A 23,696-nucleotide genomic window follows, 5' to 3' on the forward strand; every position below is an offset into this window, starting at 1 on the left:
TGATACGACGCGTCCGGCGGGCAAGTCGGCAAAGCAGCCGCATGGAAAGCGTCGATACAATCCGGCCATGCCCGATCCGCCAGCCACCCTCACTGCGAACCCGGGGGATTCCGCCGCCGCCGCCGCAGTCGTCCACGTGCCGCGCTGGGCTCTGCACCGGCGCCTCTACGACTGGGTCCTGTCGTTCGCGCACCACCGGCACTCGACACTGGCGCTGTTCATCCTGAGTTTTACCGAATCGAGCTTCTTCCCTATTCCGCCCGACGTGCTCCTCGGGCCACTGTGCCTGGGCAACCGCAGGAAGTCGATGTGGTTCGCGACGGTCACGACGGTGGCCAGCGTGCTGGGGGCGTTTCTCGGTTACGTCATCGGCTACGCGCTGATCGATCTGGCGCTGCATATTCCGGGGATCACGCAGGAGCGCATCGATTGGCTCGCGGGCGAATTCGACGCGCGCGGCGAGATCTGGGTGTTCGTCGCCGCGCTCACGCCGATCCCCTTCAAACTGCTCACCATCACCGCCGGCTTTGCGAAGATGAACCTGCTCGTGTTCACCATCGCCTGCATCGTCGGGCGCAGCCTGCGCTTCTTCGCCGTGGCCGGCGTGTTCTGGGCGATCGGCCCGCGGGCCCTGCCCTTCATCGACCGGTATTTCAACCTCCTGTGCATTGTCTTCACCGCCCTGCTGGTCGGCGGTTTCCTCGTCATCAAGTTGCTAAACTGAGGCCGGCGCCGGCCGGGCTCGCGCACACGAGGGACTACCGGTGCGGCGGGTTGGATGGACCTTCGGCATCGGGTGCGGAGGAACTCATGAACGTACTGGTGACCGGCGGGGCTGGTTACATCGGCTCGCACGCCGTCAAGTTCTTGCGCCGGGCGGGGCACGAAGTCGTGGTCGTGGACAACCTCAGCCGCGGCTTCCGCGCCGCGGTCACCGGCGAAACGCCCCTGGTCGTCCACGAACTGTGCGACTGGCGGCACATGGCCCGCATCCTGCGCGGCAACGCCATCGACTGCGTCATGCACTTTGCCGCGCTCGCATACGTCGGCGAGTCGGTCGATGATCCCCTGCGCTACTACCGCAACAATGCCGCGCACGCCATCGAACTCCTCCACGCCATGCGCATCGTCGGCGTGCAGAAGTTCGTCTTCTCGAGCACCTGCGCGACCTACGGCGAGCCGCGGCCCGAACACATCCCCATCAGCGAAGACTGCCCGCAGCAGCCCATCAATCCCTACGGCTGGTCGAAGTACTTCGTCGAGCGCGTGCTCGCCGACTACAGCCGCGCCAATCCCGACTTCTCCTGCGCCGTGCTGCGCTACTTCAACGTCGCCGGCTCCGATCGCGAGCACGAGATCGGCGAGGCGCACGACCCGGAAACGCATCTCATTCCCATCATCCTCCAGGCGGCGCTCGGTCTGCGGCCGCATGTCGAGATCTTCGGCACCGACTACCCCACGCCCGACGGCACGTGCATCCGCGATTACATCCACGTCGAAGACCTCATCGACGCGCACATCCTCTGCATGGATCGGCTCCAGCCGGGCAAGCGATTCGTCTTCAACCTGGGAATCGGCAAGGGCTACTCCGTGCGCGACATCATCAACGCAACGCAGCGCGTCACGGGAAAGAAGATCAAGGTGATCGAGGGTCCCCGGCGCCCCGGCGATCCGCCGCGGCTGTTCGCCGATCCGAGCCGCATCCGGCGAGAACTCGGATGGTCGGCCAAGATCACCGAAATCGATGACATCATCGCCTCTGCATGGGGCTGGTACTCGCGCCATCCCAACGGCTACGCCGGGCGTCTGGACTGATCGTCCGACTTTCACTGACACGCGCCCCTGTTGCGCCATCGCCATGCACGAGCCTGTGAAACATATCGAGTGGGTCGGAAGCGCCACTACTGGCCACCTCCGCCTGCTCGACCAGACCCAACTGCCGGCGAGCACCGAGTGGCTCGACTGCCGCGATGTGCAGAGCGTCTGGCAGGCGATCCGGCGCCTGAGCGTGCGCGGCGCGCCGGCGATTGGCATCGCCGCGGCGTACGGCTGCGTGATCGGCGCGCAGCAGCGCGAAGCCCGCGCGGGCTTCCTTGCCGCCGCCGCGCATCTCGCCACCAGCCGCCCCACTGCGGTCAATCTCTTCTGGGCCATCGAGCGCCTCAAGGCATCCGCCGCCAGTGTCGCCGACGCAAACCTGCGCACGCATCTGCATACCGAAGCGGTGGCGATACACGAAGAAGACCGCGCCGCCTGCCGCGCCATCGGCGAGCACGGCCTGAACCTGCTGCGGGAACTCACGGGCGACCGCCTCCACCTGCTCACCCACTGCAACGCGGGCGCGCTGGCCACGGGCGGCATCGGCACGGCCACCGCGCCGATGTACCGCGCTGCCGAACTCGGCCTGCCCATTACGGTGCTCGCCGACGAGACGCGGCCGCTGTTGCAGGGCTCGCGACTCACGGCATGGGAACTCGGCCAGGCCGGGATCGACGTTTCGATCATCACCGACTCAACCGCCGCCACGGCCATGGCCCAGAAGCGCATCACCGCTGTCATTACCGGCGCCGATCGCATCGCCGCCAACGGAGACGCCGCCAACAAGATCGGCACCTACGGCGTGGCCGTGCTCGCGCGGCACCACGGCATCCCGTTCGTCGTCGCCGCGCCCACCAGCACGATCGATCTCAATTGCCCCAGCGGCGCCGACATCCCTATCGAACATCGCGCCGCCGACGAGGTCACCGAAGGCTTCGGCCGCCGCACGGCGCCGCATGAGGCCCGCGTCTTCAGCCCCGCGTTCGATGTCACGCCGGCCGAACTCATCACCGCGATTGTGACCGAGCGCGGCGTGATCCGGCCGGTCGACCGAACGGGTATCGCCGCACAGTTCGGCTAACACCAGTTCAGCAGCCGGCCGCCGCTGCGCCAGTCAGTGATGCGGCTCCTCCGGCGCGGGTGACTCATCCTTCGCCGCAGCCGTCACGAGCAGCGTCCGGCCGTCGGCGGTAACCTGCATCGTCGCCCCGCGACTCACGCGCAGGGCCTGCTGCTGCTCGCGCTGCGCCGGATCGGCCACGATGAGGCCGCCGCCCGACTCCCAGTTGATGCGCAAAGCCCCGCCGCGCGCGGCGCCGTTGTGCATCCTGCCAGCGCCGAGGTCGAAGACCTGCCCGAACTGCCGCCCGCCGTCGCTACTGGTGGCGCCGCGGATCAGCGCCTCGCGCGTCCACGTGACGCTCACCTTGCCGCCGTCGCCGCTCACTGCCAATTCAGGCCCGTTCATCGGGCAGCCCTTGAGATGCCACTCGTCGCGACTCACGATGACGCCGGTGACGGCCCCGTCCAGGCCCACGCGCGCCACACAGATTTCTTTGATGTTCTCGCTGCTCGTGCGGTACGCCACCCAGAGATTGCCCGAGTCGTCAAACGCCACATCAGGCGTACAGCACACGCACGCACCGGGCAGATCGGTGTTGATCGCCGTCGGCGCGGCGTACGTCGCGCCGCTGTTGGTGGAGATCGCCACGTGCAGTGGCGCGGCCAGTTCATCGCCGCCGCGACCCATCACCGCCGTGTCCGTCCAGGCAAACGCGACACGGCCGCCGGGGCTCGCGCCCATGGTCATCGTGTCGGCGTGGCCGGGCGCGTTGGCATCGCGCGGTGAGACTGCGACCCACGATCCGCCGTTATCCGCGCTTCGCGCAGCGCCGATCATTCCGCCGCTGGGCCACGCGACGAGCACGACATCGTGCGGCATCACGGCAATCAGCGGCTGGCGCTCGCCCCCCACCGTGGCGGGAAGCTCCCCGGTTGGAACCGGTCTCGGATCGAGCCAGTGCTCGCCGCTCGCATCTCTCGTGGCCACGTAGAAGAGACTCGACGCCCCGCGCCGCCCCTGGCCCACCGCCTTGACGGAGTAGACGACGTGCAGCCGCCCGTCGGGAGAGAGCGCTGCATCCCACAGGTCCGCCTGGTGCGGGAAGGTCACGATCTGTACCTGATCGCTCCCTGGCGCAATCGGCTCGTGAGACTGCGCCAGCGCCGGTTGCCAGGCCGATGCGGCTACGGCGAGGCCGAACACAATTCTTCGGATCATCGTGGGTGCTCCGGACATGGCCAGGGGTGACATTTCCAACAACTGCAAGGGCATGATCATATCGCCGCCCGGTTGATTCGGTTATCCACCTCCCCCGCGCGCGGGCCCGTGCATCCTACAATCACCGTTCACACGCACCCCGGAACGCCAGCCGTGCCCGCCGACACCGTCACCATCCGCAATCTCGCCATCATCGCCCACGTCGATCACGGCAAGACCACCCTCGTCGACCAGATGCTCCGCCAGTGCGGCCAGTTCCGCGACTCGCAGTTGCGCGGCGAGCGCATCCTCGACAGCAACGACCTCGAGCGCGAGCGCGGCATCACCATCCTCGCCAAGAACATCGCCATCAACTACAAGGACACGAAGATCAATCTGATCGACACGCCCGGCCACGCCGACTTCGGCGCCGAGGTCGAGCGCGTGCTCATGATGGCCGACGGCTGCCTGCTGCTCGTGGACGCCTTCGAGGGCCCGATGCCGCAGACGACCTTCGTGCTGCGCAAGGCTCTCGAGTACAAGCTCCGGCCGATCGTGGTGATCAACAAGATGGACCGCGCCGAGGCCCGGCCGGCCGAAGTCGTCGATGAAGTGCTCGATCTGTTCATCGAACTCGGCGCTGATGATGAGACGCTCGACTTTCCCATCATCTACGCCTCGGCCGTCAACGGCTGGGCGTCGCGCGACCCGGACAAGCGGCCGGAGAACATTTTCGAACTCTTCGACGCGATCCACGACCACGTCCCGCCGCCGCAGGTCGATGTCAACGCGCCGGTGCAGATGCTCGTCACTACGCTCGATTACAGCGATTACGTCGGGCGCATCGGCATCGGCCGCATCTTCGCCGGTCGGCTCAAATCCGGCCAGGCCGTGACCGTCATCCATCGCGACGGCCGCCGAACAAACGAACGCATCGGCGAACTCTTCGTCTTCGACGGCCTGGGCCGCACCAAGGTGGATGAAGCGCTCGCTGGCGACATCGCCGCCGTGGTAGGCATCGAAGACGTTGACATCGGCAACACCATCGCCGATCCCGAGAATCCCAAACCGCTGCCGATGATCCGCGTCGATGAGCCGATGCTGCACATGACCTTCCGCGTGAACGACTCGCCGTTCATGGGTCGCAGCGGCAAGTACGTCACGAGCCGGCACCTGCGCGACCGCCTTGAAAAGGAGCTGCAGCGCAACGTGGCCCTGCGCGTCGAGAGCGGCGCGGGCGGCGACGAGTTTCACGTCTCGGGCCGAGGCATCCTGCACCTGAGCGTGCTCATCGAGAACATGCGCCGCGAGGGTTACGAACTGGCCGTCGGCAAGCCCAAGGTCATCTACCGCGAGATCAACGGCAAGAAGGCCGAGCCGATCGAACTGTGCGTCGTGGACGTGCCCAACGAACACGTCGGTCCGGTGATGGAACTGCTCGGCGGCCGGCGCGGCCTGTGCATCAAGATGGACGCCGGCGTGCAGCGCACCTATCTCGAATTCACCGTGCCCACGCGCGGCCTCATCGGCGTGCGCTCGCGCATCCTCACCGCCACCAACGGCACCGCCATCATCCATCACAACTTCTACGAGTACGAAAACCTGCGCGGCAGCGTGCCCGGCCGCAGCAGCGGCGTGCTCGTCTCGGCCGACACCGGCGCCGTCACCGCCTACGCGATCGAAAACCTCGCCGACCGCGGCATGTTCTTCGTCAAACCCGGCGACCACGTCTACGCCGGGCAGGTCGTCGGCGAGCACAACCGCGAGAACGACATCGAGGTCAACGTCTGCCGCCTTAAGAAGCTGACCAACGTCCGCGCCGTCTCCGCCGAAAAACTCATCGTTCTCAAGCCGCCGCGCGAGATGACCCTCGAAATGGCCCTCGAGTACATCGAGGATGATGAACTCGTCGAGATCACGCCCGACGAGGTCCGCATGCGCAAGCGCCTGCTCAGCGAAGCCGAGCGCCGCCGCGTGAATCGCAACGCCAGGGCCGTCGCGACGTGATGTTCGCCTAACGCTCCGGCGCCAGGGCCGGCTGCTGCTGCGTGATGGTGTCGGGCATGGGCAGCGGCGGCAGATTCTGCTGGGCTCGGATCATGTTCTGGGATTGCAGTTGCGCGGGAAAGTCCGCCACGGCATAAGTGCGTGTCTCGCCGTCGGCCCGGCCGACGACAATCTCGTACGTTGGATCGAGCGCCGCCGCGCCCGTGCGATCGGGCCAGGCGATGACGATCCACAACCGATCGGACTGCGGCCCGCGGTCCACGCCGTGGTAGGTGAAGACCATGTCGCCCACGCGGTGCGCGATCGTCGCAGGGGAAAGCGCTGCGCCCGCCGCGTCGATGGACTGCTGCTGTGCCGGCGAGAGCGCGCCGGCGGAGAAGTCGGCCAGCGTGTGCGAGCCGATGGGCACATCCGCCGGCGACAGCGTTGAGTCGGCGGTCAGATAGGCGCTGGGCGTGACGAACCCGCCGGTCATGAAGGCGCTGCCGTGCGCCGTCACGGGACCGCCCTGCATAGCCGCCTGCGAGCGCCACGCCATGCCCAGCATCGTCACGGAAAAGTCCGTGCCCATACCGGAACCAGCCGGCGGCATCGCCGCGCTGAAAGCGCCGATCGACGAGAAAACCGAAATGAACACCGACGCGATCGGAATGCCCGGCAGAACCACGCCCGGCACGGCCATCGCTACGAAACACTTCCAGGTCCGGGCTTTCTGCGCTTCGGCCAGCGCCAGGGCGCTGCTGACCATCCACCAGATCCACCCGAGAGGCAGAATGTAGATGCCCATGCACGGGACGGCGCCGGTCAGCATCGGCCCGGTCGTGTAGGCGATCGCCTCCGTGCTGCGGCCCATGCCGCGCGTGCCTTCGCCCATCATGCGCAGCACGCCGTGCGCCATGGCAATCACGATGCCCAGCAGCGCCGCGGCGACCGCCAGCGACCCGAGAAGCGACACGCCGGCGCCGACCACGAGTTGCAGCGCGAATCCGCCCGATGTGCTGCTGGCAAACATAATCGCTGCAAACCACCCCGCAAAGAGCAGCACCATGATGAAGAGCACACTCGAGCCGAACGAAAATGCCGCACCGGCGCCCGCCTGTGTTCCCAGCGACCGCCCGACCTGCGGCGCCATGCCGAATCCCCAGCCCACGGTGCGCAACCACGTGCTCAGGCGCCCCTTGTCGAGCCGCACCAGCCACGGCACCTGGTACGGCGCCGTGTCCGCCTCGCGCAGGCCCTGCGCCGGCAGCACCACCATCTCATCCATGGTGATGGGTTTCGTGCACGTCACGCACTCAAACTCGCGCGGCACGAGGTGGCCTTGCGCATCGGTGCCGTAATACTCCTGATTGCAGTGCGGGCAGCAGAACTTTACGCTCGTGGGCGCGAACTCGAAATCCGCCGGGCTGAAGCCTTGGCCGCACTCCGGGCACACCCGGGCGCGGAGGTTCCAGAGCGCATAGCCGCAGGTCTTGCAGTTCATCGCGCTGCTCCGCGGGCTGCGATCAACTCCATTGGCTCACCTCGTGCCGAATCGGCCGCCGGTTGAACCAGACGAGCGTAAAGACCGGCAGCGCCCAATACCAAGTGATCTGCAAGACCAGCCCCACGCCACCGAAAGTGCGCATGATGGATCCGAACATAGCCGGCATCTGCCCGGAGATACCCGGATCGTTCTGCATCGCCTCAAACTGCGCCTGCTGCACAAGGTATCCCAGCACCCCGCCAACGACGGCCACCAGCATCTTCATCCACGACCAGTGCAGCAGCGCCATGCGCGACCAGCGCCGGCGCTTGACCAGGCCGATTCCACCCACGAGCAGCACGACCGCCACGCCGAGCGTGAGTATGTTGGCCACGACGAGATACGGCGTGTAGCGCGCCGCCGCGTCCGCCATCGCCTGGGGCTGACCGGCTTGCGTCGCCCAACTTGAGAACACCCCCTGCAGCAGGCTCGCCAGCGCACCGCAGAAGCCGCCGAGTGAACCCAGCGAGCCGAAGACGATGCAGATGATGCCGATGACGCGCGGCCAGGCCGACTCCTGCAGCCGCTCGTAATGCGGCCGATACGTCGGCGGGGCCGTGCCCACCGGCGGCACGCGCACGACGTCTCCTGCGCGCGGCCCATCCTCGCCGGGCCCGGGCGGCGGAGTCATCGGCTTGAAATCCGGAATGTCCGAGTCGGTCATGTATCGCTCTCCTGATGCATCAGCCCGCTGCGGCCGCTGCGGCGGCGCGCTGCTGCTGGGCCGCGCGGGCGCCCATGCCGCTGGCGCCCGTCATGCCGCGCACGCTTGCCAGCGAGGGCACGCCGAGCCCAAAGCCGCGCAGCGGATTGACCCAGACCTGCTGGCCGAAGAGCGGCTCGAGGCAGTACGTGTAGCCGTTCACTGATGCAATCAATCGGTCGCCATCGAGCAGCAGCGACACAAACCCGGTGCCCTTGGGGCTTTTCCACTGCCAGACGAGTTCGCCGCTGTAGCGATCGAGGGCCGCCACGCGCGAGTTGAAGCCGACGAAGATGAGATCTTCGACTCGACGCTCCGCCGTTCCGGACGATTGAGCCATTTCCGAAGCCATTGCTGGCCCCCCAAAGCACAAGACTTGCTGCCTTATCGGAGCAATCCTATCCGTAGCAGACTCTTCGCACGTCCGCTGGAGACGACCTGTCCGAAAACACGGCTCTTGAGACGCGCTGTGGACGTCGTGAGCCCCGCCGACAATCGCTCCGACCCGGAGACTCGATGCACCGCGGGAGGATGCGTTCGGAGAGGCCGTGTTGCTGATTTCACACTCCACAGATTCGGGGGGAGATTCCCCGTAGCCGCGCGTGGTAAGTCGGGTGACACTCAGGTAGTGCCAGCGTACACACCACAAGCGGCCAGGCGCCGCCAGCGATCACTCGACGGGAAGTGAACCATGAAAGCGACTTCAATGAGATCCCGCCACGCTGTAATGCTGACCTTGGCAACCGGCGTCAGCATGTCGTGCAGCAGCCAGAACGCAAGCTCCACGGCACTGAGCGAATCTGCCGACGCGCAACGCGTGGCGATGCTCGACGAACCCACGCAACGGGCACTGCTCGCCGCTCTGGACGACGAACGCCGCGCCGAGGCGTTGTATGCAGAGATCATCTCCTCGATGGGTGAGATCAGACCGTTCGTCAACATTGTCCAGGCCGAGCGCCGTCATCAGATGTTGCTGACTCCGCTGCTGGAAAAGTATGGCGTGCAGGCGCCGGCCAACCCGTATGGTTCATTCGAATTCGAAGTGCCGGCCACGCGCTCGGAAGCGTGCGTGCTGGCCGCCAGGTCAGAGCGAGAGAACATCGCCCTCTACGACCGGCTGCTGCCGACCATTGAGCAACAGGACGTTCGAGACGCGTTTGAACGGTTGCGCTGGGCGTCCGCGGAACATCATCTTCCGGCGTTCGAACGGTGCGCGGGCAGTTGATTCAAGACTCAGGCCACCAGTCGCTCATCGTCATCCGCGACTTCGGCCGAGCGCGGAAACGCCAGCGGGCGCGGGGCCGGGTCGCGCAGGCGGTCGGCCGCCTCGCGCACGAGCTCGACGATCGCTTCGAGTTCGCGATCGAGCATCGGCCGGCTCGAGCGAGGCTTGACGAACAGCCGGCTCACCCAGCAGCCAAAGCCGTTGCGCTCCACGCCGCTGGCCGCGAAGTCCGCGACCCACTCGCGATCGTCGACGACGTACTGGAACGAATGATCGCCCGGCTCGATCTCGATTTCCGCGGTCCACCACCCGTCGCCGCGCCGCTGCATGAGGTGGCGCTGAGGCGACCACTCGCAGAACGTGCCGGCCACGGCCACTGATCGCGCCTCGGGAAGATAGATCTCGAAGCGGTGCGTGCCTTGCGGCTGAGGCGTGACCATGATCGACTCGTCCCTTCCTTCGACTGCCCGCGCTAAAGTGACGGCAAGCCACGAGGGCCAGCCGCCACCCATGCCCCGACGATCCTCCAGACCGTCGCCTTCTCCACGTCCGCCCCGCAAGCCTCGCGCTGCGCGGAGGCCACAGCGATTATCGGTTGCGCTGGCGTGCGTCTTTGTCTGCGTTGGCCTGAGCGCGTGCAAAACGGGAAAATCATCCGGCACAGAGCGCCCCGGCGAAGCGCGAACCCAGGCCGCCGGCCGCTACGCGCTGCTCGAGACTTCCATCGCGACGCTGCCCGACCGGCCGCTGCTCATCCCCCTGCGCTGGACCGGCGAATCTGCCGCCGCCCCGGCGAGCGTGCAGGCCCGGACCGACGCCGGCAGCAGCGTCACGCTGCCGGTGCGCCGCCTGGGCGCCCGGCCGCCCCAACCCCGGCTCGATTCAGTGCTGCGCTACCCGCACTGGCCGTGGGCGGCGCCGCCCGCGGAGGTTTACGAGATGGGGCCGGGCCAGAACGGTGCGCCGGTTGCGACATACGTCATTATGCTCGATGATCCGCAGGCTTGGCCGGGCGCGGGAATCAACATCGGCGCCGATCGCGCCGTGCTTGTGCCCGTCACGCCGGACCCCGATGAGCCGTCGAGCGCGCCATTTGCGGGCGACAGCGAACTCGCCGAGCCCGACGCGACGTCGCCGCTCGACGCAGTCCGCCGCGCGCTGTGGCGGCGGCACGTCAATCCCGACGCAGCGGCGGGCGAGGCCGACGAGACTTCCCTCGAGCGCGTCCTCGGCCGGCAGACCAGCGGGCGCTGGATGGCGGCGCTGCGCGACCTGACCGTCATTGACGAATCACTCTCGCGGCAACTGCAAACCATGCTCATTCGCACGGCGTGGGACGGGCCGGCCCGCTTCGCCGCCTGGCCGGCGTGGGACGCCAATCTCAGCCGCCTCGAAGCGATCCTGCTGGCGCGCCTCACCGAAGCGCCGCGCGATGAGGAGTGGCGTCTGCGCCTCAGGTCCTGGTTGTCGAGCCAGCCCGACGCAGCGCCGTGGATCGAATCCGACGCCGGACTTGAAGTCAGACTGGCCTGTGCCAATCTCTCGGCCGCAGCGCAGAGCGCCTCGATGTCGTTCGCCAATCCGCCCAGGCAGCTCGCCGACCTGAGCCTCGCGCCCGCCAGCGTCGGGCGCGCGCGCCTCGGGCGCGACACGGCCCCGCCTTCGGAGCGCCTGATCGTGCGCGTGCTCGACACGAATCGCACGCTTGCGCTGCTCGCGCCGTCGGCCCTGGTGCTGCCGCCCGGCTACGGCATCGAGGTACGCTGGCGCAGCTGGACGCTGGCAACGTGGCTCGCCGGCCAGCCCGAGCCGTCCGACCCCGCGCGCCCCACGGCGCTGCTCGTGCGCCGCCATCCCGAAACCGACGAGTGGCAACTGACGATTTCCTGCACTCTCGCGCAGCCGCTGCCGCCGCCGCAGGGCGATGCGCCGCAGTCACCGCCGCCGACCGACGCCGTCGCGCACTGGAGCGAACTCGTCGGCTACGAATCGCTCACCATCCTGCTCGGCCCGTTCGATGAGCCTGTCATCGCGCTGACCGTCCTGCCCGACGGCTCGGTGCGCGACTGGCAGAGATCGGCGCTGCTCGACGCCCGCGACGTTACGACCGCTCTCGAACCAGCTCGCTGGACGGTGACGCTCTCGCTGCCGCGCGCGGTGACCGAGGGCTTGGCGCTCGATCTGGGCCTGGTGCGGATGCACGAAGGCAGCGATGCGATCGACTGCTTCCCGCGCCCCGGACTGCCCTGGCGCGCTGATCCGGGCCGGTGGCGCTTCGATCTGAGCCGCTGGGACCCGTTTCCGACTGCCTTGCCGCGATCGGCCGCGCCAAACGGAAGTGGCGAATAACCTCGCGGCAGCGCCGTCCTATGATGCGATGCAGGTGGTGTTGCCGCATTGCCGATGATCGCTGAAAGCCTCTACCGCTGCGCCCCGCAGCGCCAGGAGATGGACCATGCCCACTCTGACTCGCGCCCGTCAGTTCACCCTCGCCACGACTCTGCTCGCCGCCGTCGCACTGAGCGGCTGCAACATCGTCAGCGGCAACAAGACCGTCAGCGTGCAGGGCCGGCGCATCACCAGCGCCAGCCTCGCGCAGGTGCAGCCGAATCAAACCAGCGCCGACTGGCTCGACGCCGCGTTCGGCGCGCCGACTTCTCGCAAGACCTTCGAGCGCGACGGGGTGAAAGGCGAGATCTGGCGCTACGAGTACCGCCGCAGCGAAAGCAGCAGCGGCGAGTTCCTCTTCCTCTACGACGGCTGGAACCACAAGGAAGAAACCACCACCACCTGCTTCGAACTCATCGACGGCAAGGTGAGGCGCTACTGGACCGAGAAGAGTCCGTAAGCGCGGACTCAACTGCCCACGTCCCAGCATGATCCCTCGCGCCACAGCCGGCGGCGGAAGCCGACGGTCTACTGCACTACGGTCCTCACCACGTTGCTCGTCCGGCCTTGCTGCGCCGCCTGGAACCACACCGTTACGTTGTGCACGTCGGGAATCGGGAGCGTCCAGCGCGCTGCGCCCTGGCCGTCGGTGCGTTTCGCCGTGCCGGCCTGAACGGGCTGAGCGAGATCAAGCGTGACGCCCAGCGGCGGCACGTTGGTCGTGCCGTAGCCGCGCAGGCTGTAAATCAGGTAGGCCAGTTGATTCGGCGTGGCGCTCGTGACGTCGAACTGGCCGGACTGGCCGCCGACGAGACTGCCCACCACGAGGATCGGGAACGGATCGCAGCGCGACGTCGTGATGGACACGCCATCGATGCCTGCTTCAACAATGGACTGCGCTCCGGCGTCGTTGGCGGTGAAGCGCAGGGCCATGCTGGCCGTCATGGTGATGCTGGCTGCGTCGAGGTCGGCCTGTGAGATGGTGTGCTGCCGCCACGCGAGACCGCCGTTGGTGGTGTGCGCGATCACGGGCGTCCACGGCCCGCCGGTTCCATTGCTGGAAAGTTCAACGAGCAGACGGTCGCTGCCGTCTTCGTTCGTGAGATTGAGGTAGTAGAAGTAACCGATGCTCGCACCGCCGGCGGAGAGATCGAACACGGGCGAGGTGAGCAGCACCGCGCCGTTGTCCACGTCGGTGTTGCCGAGTTCGTTCTGCGTGAGAAACGCCGAGCCGCTGCCGTCGCCATCCGTCTCGGGGTCGTAGGCCCAGTTGGGATCGTTGACGGGTACGCCGCGCTGCCATTGGCCCGCGGTGGCGCCGTTGACGGCGGTCGTCCAGCCGAGGCTGGTTTCGAAGTTGTCTTCAAACACGGTCTGAACGCCGGTCGACGAGAGCGCGAGGTACGTTTCATTCGGCGCGGCGGCGGGGCTCACCACCAGCACGCCGTTCACATCCTCCGCGCTGAGCCAGTAGGCGACTGGCTCGCCGCAGGGCGTGAGCGGGAACACCGCCAGCCACGCGCCGCCGCCCATCGAAACGAGCGGGTTGCTCTCGTAGGGCCCGCCCGGCGGTCCGTAATGGAGCATCGCGGTGCCCGGCTCGAGCGAACCCGGCTCGGATTCATCGATGCGCAGAGAAAATCGATCGAAGCGCGGATGAATGGTGGATGGCACGCCGCTGGGCAAGTCGAACGAAATGAGCGTGCGGTTGAGGGCGACATCGATCACGCTCGGCGACCCGGGCTGCACATCAACGTGCACGACCTGCGTCTGGTAGCCCGGCGCTTCAAAAGCCACGTCGTACGCGCCGGCGGGATACGCGGCGTAGAAGCGGCCGGTCAGGGGGCTGGACGAATTGCCCTCTCCCAGCACGTAATTCACCCCCACCGGCGTGACGGTCGCCTCCAGGGGATCGCCGCTGCCGGCTTCCGTGACGCGGCCCGTCACTGGCAGGTGATGCTCGAGCATCCACACGATGCCGGGCCAGACGCGGTTGGCCTCGTCGAGCGCGCTCTGATACGACGGCTGAAACTCTGTGTGCGTCTCGATGAGAAACGCCTGCGTGCCGAAATGGCCCGCCTGCCACTGGAAGTGCTCGCCTTCGGCGCTGGGCAGGCGCGCATCGACGTAGCCCGACGCGAGCGTCAGGCCCGATGCTTCCTCCTCAAGGTACGACTCGAATGGGTGGCTCGTGCAGTTGTAGGCGTAGAGCGTCTCGCGTCCCGAAGAGTGGTAGTCGATCACTTTGGCGAAGCGCACGTCGCGGGACCAGGTCATGAGCGTCTGCGTCTCGGCTTCGGAGCCGGCGCTGGGTCCCTTGTAGGTCTCGCTGCCGGGGTTGGTCGTGCCCGAGCACGGCCGCTCCCAGCCCAGCGGGTAATTGCGATTCTGATCGACGCCGACTCCCTGGGCAAAGACGCGGCGGTTCTTGCGCCACATGTTGTTGACGGTGAAGACGTGGTTGTAGCCGTCGGGGTTCCACACCGGCGCGATCCAGATTTCGTGGCTGTCCACCAGGTCGCGGATGGCTGGGTCGCCCGCATAGCCGCTGAGCAGGTTGTCCATCGCCAGCAGCGAGATGACCGGCGTGACGATCTCCCTCGCGTGGTGCGCGCCGACGATGAGCATCGGCGGCTCGTCTTCATCGATCGCCACGTTGTCCGAGATTTTCACCGCGTAGAGGTGGCGGCCTTCGAAGGTCGGCGGCGCGTTGTAGCGAGCGGTGAGATCGACCAGTTCGCAGATCGACGGGTACTGGGTCGCGGCGTCCTGCATCTGTGCCAGCACCTCGGCGAGGTCCGGGTAATCGGGGCCGTCGCGGAGCGCCTGGCGCCGAGCGATGATGTCCGCCAGAGGTCGGCCGCGCTCGATGAGTTGCACGTCGCAGCCGAGTTGCTCGAGCGCCCGCCACTGTTGATCGGTCACGATCAACTCCGCCCAGCGGCCCGACCACTTCGCTTCGCCCTCATCAAAGCCCATCTGGCGCACGATCGACCGGAGCAGATCGGCACTCGACGCCGAGACCTGCACGCGGCTCAGGTCATCACCGGCTGCGGAATCGACCGGCGGCGCCGCAAGGGCCGCTGCTGGTGCGACCACCGCCAGCGACACCACCAAACCCCCCAGGCACGCACCAACGACTCGGCCCAATCGCATCCCCGCCACATGGTCCTCGCTTTCACACGCGCCGCCTCCCGCGGAGTGCAGGTGGTCGGCGCCCTAACCATAACCCGCGAAGATCGTTCAGGATTCCCAAGGAACAGTGCCGGCGGCGATCGCCCCCACTGCCCTCGGACCTCAAAAACGAAGGGCGCCCGAAGTCTTTCGACTCCGGGCGCCGCACTGGCGTGGTGCTTTGAGCCACCGACAGCGGCGAATCACCGCCACACGTTCGTGGCTTCCGTCTCCTCGACATCGCGAGTGATGTTGTCGCTCCGCATGGCGACCGTGAAACGGACGTCACCGGTCGTGACGTTCTTGACGGTGACGTTCCAGACGGCCTCGGCCTTGGGCGCGAGTTGCGCCAGCGGCGCAAGCGTGATGACATTGCCCGCGACTCTTCCGCTCGTCGCCCCGCTCACGGAGACGAATTGCTGGTTCTCCTCGAGCGTGCACACGAGAGTGATGTTGTGGTCCATCGCGGATCCCTGATTGGTGACGGTGATCTGGTACGTCACGTTGTCACCGACGCGGATGGGGTCAGACAAGTCCACGACCTCGAGCAGAATCGCCGGGATGCCGCGCACCACGGTATCCGCAGTCGCGGTCACGGCCGAGGCGCAGTAGGCCTTGGCGGTGACAAGATTGCGGAGCGAGACGGGCTGATCCCCTCGCAGAGTCATGGAGACCTTCCTGGAGGCGCCCACGGCGATCGTGCCGAGTTTCCAAAGGACTTTGCCGCCGACTGCGGTCGCTCCATCAGAAGCAGCGACGAGCGCCGCGCCGGAGGGCGTGGCGCTTTCGAGCACCGTGTCCGTCGCCGCCGTGTCGCCCTTATTGGTCACGGTGATCTCGAAAGTCACCGGCACGGCGAGGAAGATCTCCTTGGGCCCGGACATGGTGATCTCCAGGGCCGGTTCGCGCGCCGTGACGGACACAAGAGCCGACTCGGCCGTCAGATCGCCATCGCCCGTCGCGACAGCGCGGTTTTCAAACTTGCCTTTTGACCCCACCTCGGCGCGGAAGGAGTAGCGCTTCATCTGCCCCGCCTCGAGCGTGCCCACGGCCGCTTCGAAGACGTTGCGACCTTCGACGGTGGTCATTCCCTTGGGCAGCGTGTCGATCACTCTCACGTTGTTGATGGCGCCGGTTCCGACGTTCGACACCTCGATGTTGTAGACGATCTCGTCGCACCGCACGACTTCAGCCGGACCGGTCTTGACGATCTTGAGCTTGGGCGACACGACGGGCACATTGGCGCAGAACGACGTGGCGTAGGTCACGCTCGCGCAGGCGCCGACCGTTCCCTCGGCTGCGGGTTTCGCGGTGACGACGATGTTCCTCGTTTCGCGCGGCGCCATGGTGCCGAGCACCCAGGAGATGCGCCCGCCGCCGGTCGAAGCGGACGGCGTCGATGCGTAGTACTCAAGGTTTTGGCCGAAATCTTCGTACAGAACGACGCTCTCGAGCGTGTTGGCCGTCAGATTGGTGACGAGGATCCTGTAGTTGAAGTTCTGGTTGAGCCTGGTCTCGTTGGGCATGCCCTTCTCGATGCCGAGCACGCTGGTGAGCGGATCGCCGGTTGGGAAGCACATGGCCGTCCAGCGCATCGTTCGGTCGTTTTTCATCGTCGGCCACCATTGCGGCGCCGCGCGCGCGGCGACCGGAGGCGCCTCTGGCGCCGCGGGCGGTGGAGTCGGTTCAGCCCGCGCGACCTGCTGCTCACGCACCACAGGTTCGGCGGGCTCCTGGCGCGTTTGCGAATCGTCGGTCGTCTCACACGCCGTCGCGAGTACGAGCGTCAGCGCGCCTGCGGCGCCTGCCGCCAACTTCCAGATACTGCTTCTCATGTCGCACATCCCTTCTTGCGTTTCCCGCGCCCGTTCGGGGCCATGGCCACCCCGCGGGCGGTGTACTGCGCTCACTCGTCCGACGCGACGCGCGCTAGGGGTGAGCGTCCGAACTGGCTGATGAGTCATCGTGCAGTCGATGTCTCGACGAGGCCGATTGCGCCGCCTCGCTAGAGGCAATCATGCTTCAGTCAAGTCATCGTGCCATTGGTGCAGTTTGCCTGATTCGGTCTGCGCGGGGCGCGGCGGATCGCAGCGCGCAGCAAGCGCCTGACGCTGCAGGACTTGCCCGCGCGCTCATCCTGTGCCGCGCTGAAGAAGGTGCGGCGCAACCACTTCATAACGAGCATCTCACCCCGAGGCTTCAGGGTCGAACTCGGGCTCGCTCTCGCTGGACGCACTGCAAACAGCGCAGCCGATCGTCTCACCGCCGCTCGTACTGCGACGCGTCGAGTACGTTCGGCCCAGGCGCTCCATGAGGCGTGTTCGAATCAGCAGACGCATGCTTCGCCGCGCCGGCTCATGCCGCGCTCGCGTGCTCAACGGCGGTGAGCGCCGTCATCACGTCTCGGCAGATCGGGAACACGCGATCGAGCCGCGTGATGCGGAAGAGGTACGCCACGTTGCCGTCGGCGTTCACGAGAGCAATCCGACCGCCGCCGCGCGTCTGCTGCATCTGCGTGAGCATCTCCACCAGCACGCCGACACAGACCGAGTCCATCGAGGAGACGTTCTGCAGGTCGAGGATGAAGTGCTTGTTGCCCTGCTGGTAGACGCTCGTGAGCAGTTCGCGGAGCATCAAGGCCGTCTCGTCGCCCGAGAGGACCTCGATCGTCAGCGTGACGACGGCCGTTTCGCCCAGCCGGTCGAGCACCGCGAGATTCGGGTTGATGATATTGGGACCTGACATGACCACATCCTTCACTTCCCCACCACCCGATTCGGACCCTACCCGCAAGCCGATGGCGCCATCAGCCCGGGGCGCTGCACTGCAGATCCAATTCGACCAGCGGCCGAAGAGGCATAAGCCATTGAAGCCATTGACGATGTGAACAGGGGCTGACCTGAGAGCGTGGGAAAGCCCTGCGGCGCATGACGCGCCGTTTGCGGACCATTGAACTTCGCTTCAGTCCCCCGATCAGGAGCCGGTCGGGCGAAAGCCCGTCGGGTGCAGCGACTGCTTGGGCTTGATGGGAGTGGCGCGCAGCGGTCGGTCCGCTTCGGGCGCGGCCGCAGGCGGTGCTGCGTGGTTGGCCGGCATCGGAATCGGGTTCCCCGGGCCTGGCTGCGCGGCGCTTGCCGGCGCTGGGGCGGCGCGGCCCGCGACACCCGGCGACGGCGGGAGCGAATCGTGCCCCAGGCGGCGCTTGCGGGCGTCGTCGATCGATCCTTCGAGCATGCGAAGGAAAGGCTTGATCTGATCAAAGTTCTTCGACGGCTTGCTCTGTGGCATGGCATCCACCCCCTGCTGCCAGTGATGTCGGCCCACCGAGGGCTCAACTCTCGGACTCGATGGCCCGCACGCGGCAATCCGTGCCGGTTGCGCCGGTTGGGCAAGTCCGCTCCGCATCGTCCCGCCGCGTCTACTATGCTCGCAGCCGACGCATCACGGCGCGCGGCCGCTGCACGAGGAGAAACCGCGCGATGGCCGAAGTGGTCCTGAGCCACGTCTGCAAGGATTACCCCGGACCGGTCCGCGCTGTGGATGATGTCAGCCTCGACATCGCCGACGGCGAGTTCGTCGTGCTCGTCGGACCCTCAGGTTGCGGCAAGTCCACCACCCTGCGCATGATCGCCGGCCTGGAATCGATCACCTCAGGCACAGTCAGCATCGCCGGACGCGTCGTCAACGACGTGCATCCCAAAGACCGCGACATCGCCATGGTCTTTCAGAACTACGCGCTCTACCCGCACATGACGGTCCATCGCAACATGGCCTTTGCGCTCAAACTCCGGCGAGTGCCCCGCGCTGAAATCGACCACAAGGTGCATGAGACCGCGAGGATCCTCGGCATCGAAAACCTGCTCGACCGCAAACCCCGCCAACTCTCGGGCGGCCAGAGGCAGCGCGTGGCGGTGGGCCGGGCCATCGTCCGGGAACCCAAGGCTTTCCTCTTTGATGAGCCGCTTTCCAATCTCGACGCCAAACTGCGCGTCGAAACCCGCGCTGAACTCAAGGCCCTGCATCAGCGCCTCAGAACCACCACCATCTACGTCACCCACGATCAGGAAGAGGCGATGACGCTGGGCGACCGGGTGGTCATCATGAGCCAGGGCGTGGTTCAGCAGGTGGGCACGCCGCTGGAGGTCTATCGCCAGCCCGCCAACCGGTTCGTCGCCGGGTTCCTGGGGATGCCGCCCATGAACTTCATCGACGTCCGCATCGAGTCCGAGCAGGGGCGGCTGTGGGCGGCTGAGAAAGACGGGCTTCGCATTCCTTTGCCCGAGAGGCTGCGGACGGCAGCGGAGCGAATCGCCGGGCGGGAGATCGTGCTCGGCGTGCGGCCCGAAGCGTTCAGCCTCGCCACGAAGGCGGCGGACAACGGCCACGCCGCAGCCATCGAACTCGAGGTGCAGGTGGTCGAGCCCCTCGGCGACCGCATGGACTTGTTCCTGGCCAGTCCGACGCGGCGGCGGCTGGTCGCCCGCGTGGATGCGACAGCGGCTGTTAAGCCGGGAAGCCGCGAGAGCCTACGAATCGACCTCGATCGGATCCATCTTTTCGAACGCGGGGAATTCGGCAACCGGATCGGGGCGAGTTGACGTATATGATCTGGTAAGGCGCGGCAGGATCTGCCGAAAACGCAGGGAAAAGCGCGTGATCCGCCGCAAATCTGCCGCTGCGGCTTGCATTTCCGCGGCGGCGGGGTCTACTGAAGGGCCGGTCCATCGCCCGATGCGCCATCCGCATGGGTTCAGGTAACGCGCCGCCGGCGTGTTCAATCGGGGGTTGCAGCGCGTCGAGAGGGGCGCGCCAAAGTCACAGAAGTGGAGAACGCAAGATGATCAGGTATTCGCACATCACCGCTGTCGTCGCCGCCCTCGTGGCGCTCGTGGCCTCTACGGCCAACGCAGCGCTCGTGATCTACTACGAGGAGCCGTTCAGCGTACATCCGAACGCAGTACGCCAATTCGAGGCCGGTGAGCTGAATGGACAGCATGGCTGGCAATCCATTCCCGGCTTCGCCACCGTGATGCGCTGGGGTCAGACGGATCGGCGGACAGGCGTTGGTGTCGTTTCGCGTGGCGCGGCGTTCGGTTTTGAAACGCTTGTCACCAGTCCGACGTTCGCGAGCATTCCTCAGCCGACCGGGGATGACTATGTGATGACCATGCAATTCGCCTTCGACAGAACGGATGTCAGCTGGTACGTCACGCCCAAGAACCTGTCAAACAACCGCGTCGTCACGCGCGTCAAGTTCGCGGCAGGCGGCGGCATCTTCGTGCTCGTCCCGGACGGCCAGGGCGGCGGCGCGTATGAGCCCGTGCCCAACTTGACTTGGGAAGCACACCACAACTACACGCTCGTTCTGGCTGCTCGGGCGGACGGCCGACTTCAGATCTCGCTCGATCAGCGTTCCGTTGCAGAATTCAACGGCGCCTCCTTCATCCAGGGCATCGAGGCGATCTCGATTGAGACGAGCAACGAGCGTGCCGGCCGCGGAATGCTTTTCGGAATGATCAAAGTCCGCGACGGCCGCATCAATCGGCAATAATTGAACTCAACATCCACCTGCGCGGGCCGCTCTCGACGGAGCGGCTCGCTTGTTTTTCTCATGTCCCGATCTGGCCTTTGCGGAAGCGTCCTTCCCTTGACGCGGGCGCGCTTTGACGCTCAGGTGTCTTGGACCGTATCAGTTCAAATCGAGATGCGCCACGACGCAACCGCTCTCGTCGCGCACCAGGATGTGCACCCGCAGCGAGCCTTCGGCCAGCACCCGCCGCTGCCGCGGCTGGGCCGTGAACAGGTGCAGCACCGGCTCGGCGCACGCGTCGCCGCCCGCCGCCGCCAGCCACGGGTCCAACTTCACCAGCAGGCAGCCGTGCGCTTTCACCCAGTCGCCCGCCGCGATCAGATGGTGCAGCGAAACGTCCCCGTCATCCTCGACCAGCGCGTGCAGACGCCCCAGCCGGTTGAATGCGAGTTCGACTTCCGGCGCCCGCGGGCACCTCGCGTCCAGCGGCCGCAGGTCGGGGAGCAGGGACACCAGCGTTGCGGCGGGCGCTGTGCTCGGCTCGTGCGGCTGAGACGGCGCGCCAGCCCTCTCGGTGGCGCCATCACTTCGATTCCGCTCGCGTGCGGACGCAACGGCACGTTCGTTCGGGTATGGAACCTCAACTACAGGCAGTTCAGCCGACCGCCCGGAGCGCGGTTCGACCGCTCCGGTTCTCAGCGCCGCCGGCCGCAGCGCGATGCGCGGCGGCGCGTCCCGGACGACTTCCGGCGGCACGCTTGCCGCCACCGGTGCCGGAGTCGGCGCCGCGACTGACGCCGCCCGCGGCGCCGCGCCGGCCTCGGCCAGCACCCGCGCGATGACCGCAGCGCTACCTTGGAGGCGATCGAACCGCCCGAGATGGCGCATCGGCACGGGCTGCATGCGACGCACCACCGCCCGCAGTTCGACATCGCAGCCGAGCGACTCTTCGCACGCCCGCGCGATGCGGCCGCCCGCTCGCCGTGCTGCATCATCCTCGCTGCCAACCACAATAAGGCACAGACGAGGCATGACCTCGACCACGGCCTGCAGCGACTTGACCTGCGCAAAGGCGGCGACGGTTGCCGCTTCGTCCGCCCCGGTGAGGAGCACAATCTCGTCGAACTGCGACCAGTCGACCTCGCCGGATGCCGATGGCGTCGGCGCCTCGATGGCCCAGCACGCCATCACGTCGCGCAGTTGCCTCACTGCCGACTCCAGCGTTGTCGCCGGGTGCGAGTCCGATCGCAGCGCCGCGACGGCCTGCTGACCCGCCCGACCGGCGATGAGATCGAGCATCACGTGCGAGCCTCGCTCGCGCAGCAGCGCCACCGGGCCGAGTTCGCTCGCGAGGACGGAGGCAGCCTGTTCCAGCCACGGCCCCGCGATCACCGGCAGGTTGACGCGCATCATGGCGAGCAGCCGCCCGCGCGATCGCGGCTTGCCCACCGGCCGGCCGGGCTCATTTGGTGCTCCCGCCGGCGCGGGAAAACGCAACGGCTCGACCGCACTCCGGTCAGACACTTCGGCATGAGGCGGCGCCACCTCTGGATCAGTCAAAAACAGATCAGCCAGGTCGTCGTAGGCGTCGCGTGAGTATGGCAGGTTCGAGTTCGTCATGATCGTCCGGCCCGTCGTCGTCTCCCGCTCATCCCGCCGGGTCTCTCGCCGGCGCGGCAGAATCCTCCGCCACGGTAAGCAGGCTGTGCAACTGGCCCGCGGCGCTCGGTTCGGTGCGCGGATTATCCGGGTCGATGATCCAGTGCCCATCCACGACGAAGCGGTAGCGGTAACGCCCCGGCGGCAGCGTGAGCCAAGCCTCAAACTCCCCTTGCGACTCGTTGAATCGCATCGGCGTTTCCTGCGGCGTCCACTGATTGAAGTCACCCGCGATGAAAACGCGCTCGGCACTGTGCGCGGCGCGGTACACCATCCTGATGCGGCACCCGGTTGCCGCCGGCCGACGCTCCAACTCCACCGCGGCGGGAGTCGGCGCCGCTGCGGATGCGGGCCTGATGGACGCCGGCCGCATCTCGGCCTCGGCAAGACTCGTCGCCTCGCTCGCCTGCGTCTCGAAGCGCCGCTGCAGCAGGTAGCGGGCCCGCTGCGCCAATTCCGCGGCGCGGTTGCCGCCTTCGGCGCTCGGCCGCGGCCACGTGGGTCCGACGCACGTCTCCACCGCCGGAGCTGAAACATCAGCGGCCGCATGAACCGGAATCCCGTCAAACTCCGCGCGTCGCGGCGGGCGGTACGCCTCCACCCACTGCGCCAGCGCTTCGTAATCCTGCCGGCCCGTGGACTCGGGCGCGTATTCGAAGATCGGCTGACCGAAACTCGCCGCCTCGCGCAGCGAAGCGCAGAAGCGAATCGTGATCGGCGCCACGCTCTGGCCATAGCGCCGCCGGAGTTCTTCGAGAATCTCGCGCGACAGACGGACGCCCTCATCGAACATTGTCGGCAGCAGCACCACCGAGAGCGACCGCCCGATGCGCCGCGCCACCGTGTCGATGGTGCGAACCTGGTTTTCCGCCCCCTGCAGAGCAAAGTAACTTGTCTCGACAGGCACGATGATCTCGCTGCTGGCCCGCAGCGCATTGAACGTCAGCAGGCCGATGTGCGGCGGGCAATCAAGCACGCACAGGTCATATCGCGGCGCGACCCAGCGGAGCAGTTGCTCCAGGCGCCGGTCCCGGTCAGGCAGCCGCGACAGCCCGCCGCTCACCGCCTCGAGAGCCGCAAGCCGCACCGAGCTGGGAATGAGATCAAGATTGTCCCCCGCCTGCCACGTCAGGTCGGTGGCGTCGAAGGAGCGATTGAGATCGGCCATCAGCGCATCGCCGATCTGCTTCTCGATCGACGTCGCCGGCACCGACAGCCCCAGCGCGCAGTGCCCCTGCGGGTCCAGGTCGATCAGCAGCACTCGCTTGCCCCGGCGCGCTGCGGCGGCGCTGAGGTTGATCGCGGTGGTCGTCTTGCCGCAGCCGCCCTTTTGATTGATGATCGCGATGGTTCGCACGCGCAGCCCCTTGAGCCCCAGACGTCGATCACGACCATGATGACCGATGT

The 23,696-nt window shown here is 66.9% G+C and carries 20 protein-coding genes; 9 read left to right on the plus strand and 11 right to left on the minus strand.

Annotated elements, in window-relative coordinates; genetic code table 11:
- Positions 1-67: 67 nt before the first annotated feature.
- The 3 genes from IT430_03195 (at position 68) to mtnA (ending at position 2,899) form a co-directional block, all read left to right on the plus strand.
- Complete coding sequence (locus IT430_03195; GenBank protein ID MCC6906924.1) at positions 68-724, plus strand: DedA family protein; 657 nt, start codon at positions 68-70, stop codon at positions 722-724.
- Positions 725-810: 86 nt separating this feature from the next.
- Positions 811-1,815: a UDP-glucose 4-epimerase GalE gene (gene galE / locus IT430_03200; protein MCC6906925.1), complete on the plus strand. Its 1,005-nt coding sequence runs from the start codon at positions 811-813 to the stop codon at positions 1,813-1,815.
- A 55-nt stretch (positions 1,816-1,870) separates the two neighbouring features.
- Complete coding sequence (gene mtnA, locus IT430_03205; GenBank protein ID MCC6906926.1) at positions 1,871-2,899, plus strand: S-methyl-5-thioribose-1-phosphate isomerase; 1,029 nt, start codon at positions 1,871-1,873, stop codon at positions 2,897-2,899.
- A 33-nt stretch (positions 2,900-2,932) separates the two neighbouring features.
- Here mtnA and IT430_03210 read toward each other — a convergent pair whose 3' ends face one another.
- Entirely contained in the window at positions 2,933-4,099 is a 1,167-nt protein-coding gene (locus IT430_03210; protein MCC6906927.1) for an exo-alpha-sialidase, read from the minus strand.
- Between the two features lie 174 nt (positions 4,100-4,273).
- On the opposite strand from IT430_03210, the gene typA reads away from it, so the two are divergent.
- Positions 4,274-6,085 carry a translational GTPase TypA gene (typA, locus tag IT430_03215; protein ID MCC6906928.1) on the plus strand — a complete coding sequence of 604 codons (1,812 nt, stop codon included), beginning with the start codon at positions 4,274-4,276 and terminating at the stop codon, positions 6,083-6,085.
- 7 nt (positions 6,086-6,092) lie between these two features.
- Here the strand turns inward: typA and IT430_03220 are convergent, their stop codons facing one another.
- The 3 genes from IT430_03220 to IT430_03230 are packed head-to-tail and all read right to left on the minus strand — an operon-like array spanning position 6,093 to position 8,653.
- Positions 6,093-7,568 (minus strand): YIP1 family protein, encoded by a 1,476-nt coding sequence (locus IT430_03220; GenBank protein ID MCC6906929.1) that lies wholly within the window; start codon positions 7,566-7,568, stop codon positions 6,093-6,095.
- Between the two features lie 22 nt (positions 7,569-7,590).
- Positions 7,591-8,274: a hypothetical protein gene (locus IT430_03225; GenBank protein ID MCC6906930.1), complete on the minus strand. Its 684-nt coding sequence runs from the start codon at positions 8,272-8,274 to the stop codon at positions 7,591-7,593.
- Between the two features lie 19 nt (positions 8,275-8,293).
- Entirely contained in the window at positions 8,294-8,653 is a 360-nt protein-coding gene (locus tag IT430_03230) for a PQQ-binding-like beta-propeller repeat protein (GenBank protein ID MCC6906931.1), read from the minus strand.
- Positions 8,654-9,004: 351 nt separating this feature from the next.
- On the opposite strand from IT430_03230, the gene IT430_03235 reads away from it, so the two are divergent.
- Positions 9,005-9,538 (plus strand): DUF2202 domain-containing protein, encoded by a 534-nt coding sequence (locus tag IT430_03235; GenBank protein MCC6906932.1) that lies wholly within the window; start codon positions 9,005-9,007, stop codon positions 9,536-9,538.
- Positions 9,539-9,546: 8 nt separating this feature from the next.
- Here the strand turns inward: IT430_03235 and IT430_03240 are convergent, their stop codons facing one another.
- A complete protein-coding gene (locus IT430_03240; GenBank protein ID MCC6906933.1) occupies positions 9,547-10,050 on the minus strand; it encodes a hypothetical protein in 504 nt (167 codons plus the stop codon).
- Here IT430_03240 and IT430_03245 point away from each other — a divergent pair.
- The gene (locus IT430_03245) at positions 10,049-11,887 is read left to right on the plus strand and encodes a hypothetical protein (protein MCC6906934.1); all 1,839 of its coding nucleotides are present in this window, start codon (positions 10,049-10,051) and stop codon (positions 11,885-11,887) included. The genes IT430_03240 and IT430_03245 overlap by 2 nt on opposite strands.
- Before the next feature lie 106 nt (positions 11,888-11,993).
- Positions 11,994-12,386, plus strand: a complete 393-nt coding sequence (locus tag IT430_03250; GenBank protein MCC6906935.1) for a hypothetical protein — start codon at positions 11,994-11,996, stop codon at positions 12,384-12,386.
- Between the two features lie 68 nt (positions 12,387-12,454).
- Here IT430_03250 and IT430_03255 read toward each other — a convergent pair whose 3' ends face one another.
- The 4 genes from IT430_03255 to IT430_03270 all read right to left on the minus strand — a co-directional run bounded on the left by IT430_03255 (position 12,455) and on the right by IT430_03270 (position 18,388).
- Positions 12,455-15,082 carry a hypothetical protein gene (locus IT430_03255; GenBank protein MCC6906936.1) on the minus strand — a complete coding sequence of 876 codons (2,628 nt, stop codon included), beginning with the start codon at positions 15,080-15,082 and terminating at the stop codon, positions 12,455-12,457.
- 221 nt (positions 15,083-15,303) lie between these two features.
- Positions 15,304-16,935 (minus strand): DUF11 domain-containing protein, encoded by a 1,632-nt coding sequence (locus IT430_03260; protein ID MCC6906937.1) that lies wholly within the window; start codon positions 16,933-16,935, stop codon positions 15,304-15,306.
- 520 nt (positions 16,936-17,455) lie between these two features.
- A complete protein-coding gene (locus IT430_03265) occupies positions 17,456-17,845 on the minus strand; it encodes an STAS domain-containing protein (protein ID MCC6906938.1) in 390 nt (129 codons plus the stop codon).
- Between the two features lie 228 nt (positions 17,846-18,073).
- A complete protein-coding gene (locus IT430_03270; GenBank protein MCC6906939.1) occupies positions 18,074-18,388 on the minus strand; it encodes a hypothetical protein in 315 nt (104 codons plus the stop codon).
- Positions 18,389-18,579: 191 nt separating this feature from the next.
- Here IT430_03270 and ugpC point away from each other — a divergent pair, with 191 nt between their 5' ends.
- Both ugpC and IT430_03280 read left to right on the plus strand, forming a co-directional pair.
- Positions 18,580-19,698 (plus strand): sn-glycerol-3-phosphate ABC transporter ATP-binding protein UgpC, encoded by a 1,119-nt coding sequence (ugpC, locus tag IT430_03275; protein MCC6906940.1) that lies wholly within the window; start codon positions 18,580-18,582, stop codon positions 19,696-19,698.
- Between the two features lie 317 nt (positions 19,699-20,015).
- Entirely contained in the window at positions 20,016-20,651 is a 636-nt protein-coding gene (locus IT430_03280) for a hypothetical protein (protein ID MCC6906941.1), read from the plus strand.
- Between the two features lie 138 nt (positions 20,652-20,789).
- On the opposite strand, the gene IT430_03285 is transcribed toward IT430_03280, so the two are convergent.
- Together IT430_03285 and IT430_03290 are read right to left on the minus strand one after the other, a co-directional pair.
- A complete protein-coding gene (locus IT430_03285) occupies positions 20,790-22,250 on the minus strand; it encodes a hypothetical protein (protein MCC6906942.1) in 1,461 nt (486 codons plus the stop codon).
- 28 nt (positions 22,251-22,278) lie between these two features.
- Complete coding sequence (locus tag IT430_03290) at positions 22,279-23,646, minus strand: AAA family ATPase (protein ID MCC6906943.1); 1,368 nt, start codon at positions 23,644-23,646, stop codon at positions 22,279-22,281.
- Between the last annotated feature and the right edge of the window lie 50 nt (positions 23,647-23,696).

Source organism: Phycisphaerales bacterium, assembly GCA_020852515.1.
Lineage (GTDB): Bacteria > Planctomycetota > Phycisphaerae > Phycisphaerales > UBA5793 > UBA5793.